Annotated in this window: 4 protein-coding genes and 1 pseudogene; 4 read left to right on the top strand and 1 reads right to left on the bottom strand. The window is 67.1% G+C overall.

Going from position 1 to position 3791, the window contains the following annotated elements; genetic code table 11:
- Positions 1-126: 126 nt before the first annotated feature.
- Complete coding sequence (gene ald / locus QOC69_RS08060) at positions 127-1242, bottom strand: alanine dehydrogenase (RefSeq protein ID WP_526438147.1); 1116 nt, start codon at positions 1240-1242, stop codon at positions 127-129.
- Positions 1243-1336: 94 nt separating this feature from the next.
- On the opposite strand from ald, the gene aldR reads away from it, so the two are divergent.
- From aldR to QOC69_RS08040, 4 genes and pseudogenes are all read left to right on the top strand, one after another.
- Positions 1337-1852, top strand: a complete 516-nt coding sequence (gene aldR, locus QOC69_RS08055) for an HTH-type transcriptional regulator AldR (RefSeq protein ID WP_526438145.1) — start codon at positions 1337-1339, stop codon at positions 1850-1852.
- Positions 1849-2700, top strand: coding sequence for a hypothetical protein (locus QOC69_RS08050; RefSeq protein WP_526438143.1), 852 nt, complete (start codon positions 1849-1851; stop codon positions 2698-2700). The genes aldR and QOC69_RS08050 overlap by 4 nt, the downstream gene beginning before the upstream one ends.
- A gap of 131 nt (positions 2701-2831) precedes the next feature.
- Positions 2832-3035, top strand: coding sequence for a hypothetical protein (locus tag QOC69_RS08045; RefSeq protein WP_526438141.1), 204 nt, complete (start codon positions 2832-2834; stop codon positions 3033-3035).
- 359 nt (positions 3036-3394) lie between these two features.
- Positions 3395-3791, top strand: a pseudogene (locus tag QOC69_RS08040) (transposase); the annotation flags it as partial.

Genomic DNA, 3791 nt, shown 5'->3' with positions numbered 1-3791 from the left:
GCTGTTCCTTCCTGTTGGACCCGGCCCGAATCGGCGGGTACTACAGGTAGGAGGGACGAGCCATGACCACTTTCACACTTTTCTCGCCGGCGGCCGGAAATGTCTTCTCGGCCGCCGGCGAGATGGTCAGGCGAGCAGCGTCGCCGGGTCGGTGAAGGGCAGCTCGAGATCGCTGGCCACCTGCTCGGACAGCAGGGCCCCCTCGTGGGTGGACAGGCCCTTGGCCAGAGCCGGGTCGGCGTGGCACGCGGCCTGCCAGCCCTTGTCGGCGAGCTTGAGCACGTAGGGGATGGTCGCGTTGGTGAGCGCGAAGGTCGACGTCCGCGGCACCGCGCCGGGCATGTTGGCCACACAGTAGAACACCGTGTCGTGCACCGCGAAGGTCGGGTCGTCGTGCGTCGTCGGGCGGGAGTCCTCGAAGCAGCCACCCTGATCGATCGCGATGTCGACGAGCACCGCGCCCGACTTCATGTGTGCGACAGTCGAGTTGGTGACGAGCTTGGGGGCCTTGGCGCCCGGGACCAGCACGGCGCCGATGACCAGGTCGGCCTGCTTGACGGCCTCTTCGAGTTCGAGCCTCGACGAGTAGCGGGTCTCGATGCCACCGCTGTTCTCGTTGTCGATCTTGCGCAGCGTGTTGACGTTCAGATCGAAGACGGTGACGTGCGCGCCCATGCCCTTGGCGATGCGCGCGGCGTTGTAACCGGCGACGCCGCCACCGACGACGATGACCTCGGCCGGGGCCACGCCGGGGACGCCGCCCATCAGCACGCCGCGGCCGCCGTGGCTGCGCATCAGGTGGTAGGCGCCGACCTGGGCGGAGAGGCGACCCGCGACCTCGCTCATCGGGGCCAGCAGGGGCAGCGCACCATCAGCGGTCTGCACGGTCTCGTAGGCGATGGAGGTGGTCCCCGATGCCATCAGCGCGTCGGTGCACGGCTTGGACGCCGCCAGGTGCAGGTAGGTGAAGAGCGTCTGGCCCTTGCGCATCCGGCCGTACTCGGCCTCGATGGGCTCCTTGACCTTGAGCAGCAGGTCGGAGTCGGCCCAGACCTTGTCGGCACTGTCGACGACCTGGGCGCCCGCGGCCTTGAAGTCGCGGTCGGAGATCGCCGAACCGTCGCCAGCACCGGCCTGGATGAGCACCTCGTGACCGCGGTGGGTCAGCTCGGCGACACCGGCCGGGGTGATGGCAACCCGGTACTCGTTGTTCTTGATCTCAGTCGGGATTCCGACGCGCATGACGGCTCCTTGAATGTCTGGTGAACTGGATCAAGTGTGAAGAAATATCGACGTAATGGCAATCACCGTGACAATGATTCGCTACGTTAGCTTCATGTCTGAAGAATCAACAGGATCGATGGCGCGTCGCTCGCCTCCGTCGAAGGATGTTCGGCCCTCTGATCTCGATGACGTCGACCGTCGGATTCTGACGACGTTGCACAGCGATGCACGCATCTCGAACAGTGCCCTCGCCGACGTCGTCGGCATCGCGCCTTCGACCTGTCACGGCCGGCTGCGGCGGCTGCAGGAGCTCGGCGTGATCCGCGGCTTCTACACCGATATCGACCCTGCGGCGATCGGACTGTCGTTGCAGGCGATGATCTCTGTGAGCCTGCAATCCAATGCCCGAGGCAAGATCCGCAGCTTCATTCAGCAGATCCGGCGCAAGCCTCAGGTGATGGACGTCTACTTCCTGGCAGGAGGCGACGACTTCATCCTGCACGTGGCCGCCAGGGACACCGACGACCTGCGGTCGTTCGTGGTCGAGAACCTCAATGCCGATGCCGACGTCGCAGGCACCCAGACGTCGCTGATCTTCGAGCATCTACGGGGGGCGTCACCGCTGTGACCGTCGAGGACGACATCGACCAGCTCTACAGCGTCAAGCCGGAGGACTTCACCGCGCTGCGCACCAAGCTGGTTGCCGCGGCCAAGAAGCGAGGCGATGCGGATGAGGCGAAGCAGATCGCCGGTGCGCGTCGGCCGACCACCGCAGCGTGGGTGGTGAACGCACTCGTTCGCAGCGACGACTCCGCCCGCGTTCGGCTGGCCGACCTCAGCGAGCGGCTCCGTGCCGCGCACGCCTCGATGGACGGCGCCCGGATCCGCGAGTTGTCCACCGCGCAGCGCAAGCTCATCGACGAGTTGGTGCGGGCCGGATTCGATGCCACCGGGCTGGCGGATCCGTCGGCCGCGCTGCGGGACGACGTGGTGGGAACGCTGCAGGCCGCGATCGCCGACCCCGAGATCGCCGCGCGGTTGGGCACCCTGGCCAAGGCCGAAAGATGGTCGGGCTTCGGGGAATTCGGTGCGACGTCCGTCGTGGCCGAGCCCGGCACGGATGCGCCAAGCCCGAAAGCGCGTGAGCTGCCACCCGCCGTCAGCTCCGGGCCGACCGCGGCCGAGGTGAGGGCGGCGCGGAAACGGCGGGCTGCCGCAGCCGCCGAAGCGGAAGCCGCTCAGGAGGCGCGTGCCGAGGCGGTCGAGGCGGTCGGTGACCAGTTGGCCAAGCTGAAGTCCGCGCGCCGCCGGTACGAGAAACTGCTGGAGTCCCTCGACGCGGCCGAACGCGAATTGAACGCCGCGGATGCCGAGCATGTGGCGGCCGAGCAGGTCGTCCAACAAGCAGACGATCGGGTGCGAGCGGCCAACGAGGAACTCGCCAAGGCCGATGCGGCGCTGGCCGATTCCGGGTAGTCGCTAGGAGTTGACTCGTAGTTGGGTTGTGGTTCTTGAGCTTTCAGAGTCGGGGTTGATGTTGTGGTTGGTGGCGTCGCCTCGGCGGGGGTTTAGCGCAGGATTTGCCGGTCTTTGAGTCGGGCGGTGACGTGTTCGACGCGGGCTCCTCGTTTGGCGGTGCGCACGGTGGTGGTGGCCTGGATGATTCGGCCGGTGTTGTTGTGTCGTGGGGTGGTTGTCGAGGTGATGGCGCGCTGTCGGCCGTCGGCGAAGATGACGTGACTGTCGGCGATGTGGGCCTTGGTGTGGCGGGCGACGGCGACGTCGTTGCGGTTGCCGTCGGCTTGGGCTGAGGGTAATGACCGGTGGCGGTGGGCTCAGATGGTGATCCGGGTTTTCACGCTGCGGCGGTAGTTCTTGCTGATGGCGGTGTTCGACTGATCGTGCACCGCGATCAGGGCTGGGTTGACTGGTACCGAAGGGCACGGCCAGCGTCGGGGCGGTCGGGTTGGTGGGCGAACGGATCGGCACCAACAGCCACCCTGGCTGCCAGCGGCAGGCGCTAAGGGTCGCCCAGATTGTCGTGGGCGGCTGGTGGTGGGCCGCGGCGCACACGGCGTGGACCTGATGGGAATTGCCGCCGGTGAGCCCCATTAGGTTGCGGTAGCGGTTGGTCGCGTGGTCGGTGTCGTTGTCGGTGGCGGGTGGTTTCATGATCACTATGGCGACCGCGCCGACTGACACCACCGCTGTGAGCTGCGGTGATGTGGTGGCGCCGCGGCGGCGCCGTCGGTCGAAGGCCCCGAACTTCGCATACGACGGACTGGTGTCGGTGATCCGCCTGGAGCTCGACGTCAGCGATCCTGGCCTTCGCCGACGGGTCGAAGCACAGTGGACCGCCGCGTTTGGGCTGCGGCGGGCGTTGCAGCGTGACGCGGCGGCGCGGTGCCGGGCGTATTGGGCGGCTCATCGTGCACGCACCGCTGATCCGAAAGCGCTTCGGGAGCGGCTGGGGTTGTCCCGCAAGGCCATGGAGGCAGCCGCCAGGAAGCATATTGAGGCCAGCGGGTGGATGCGTGATCACCTGACCAAGGCGGTTGGTCTGCACG

Origin of the sequence: Mycobacterium sp. (assembly GCF_032162105.1) — a bacterium.
In the GTDB taxonomy this organism is placed as follows: Bacteria; Actinomycetota; Actinomycetes; order Mycobacteriales; family Mycobacteriaceae; genus Mycobacterium.
The sequence above is the reverse complement of the archived record's forward strand: the minus strand, read 5'-3'. Positions and strand labels throughout refer to the sequence as shown.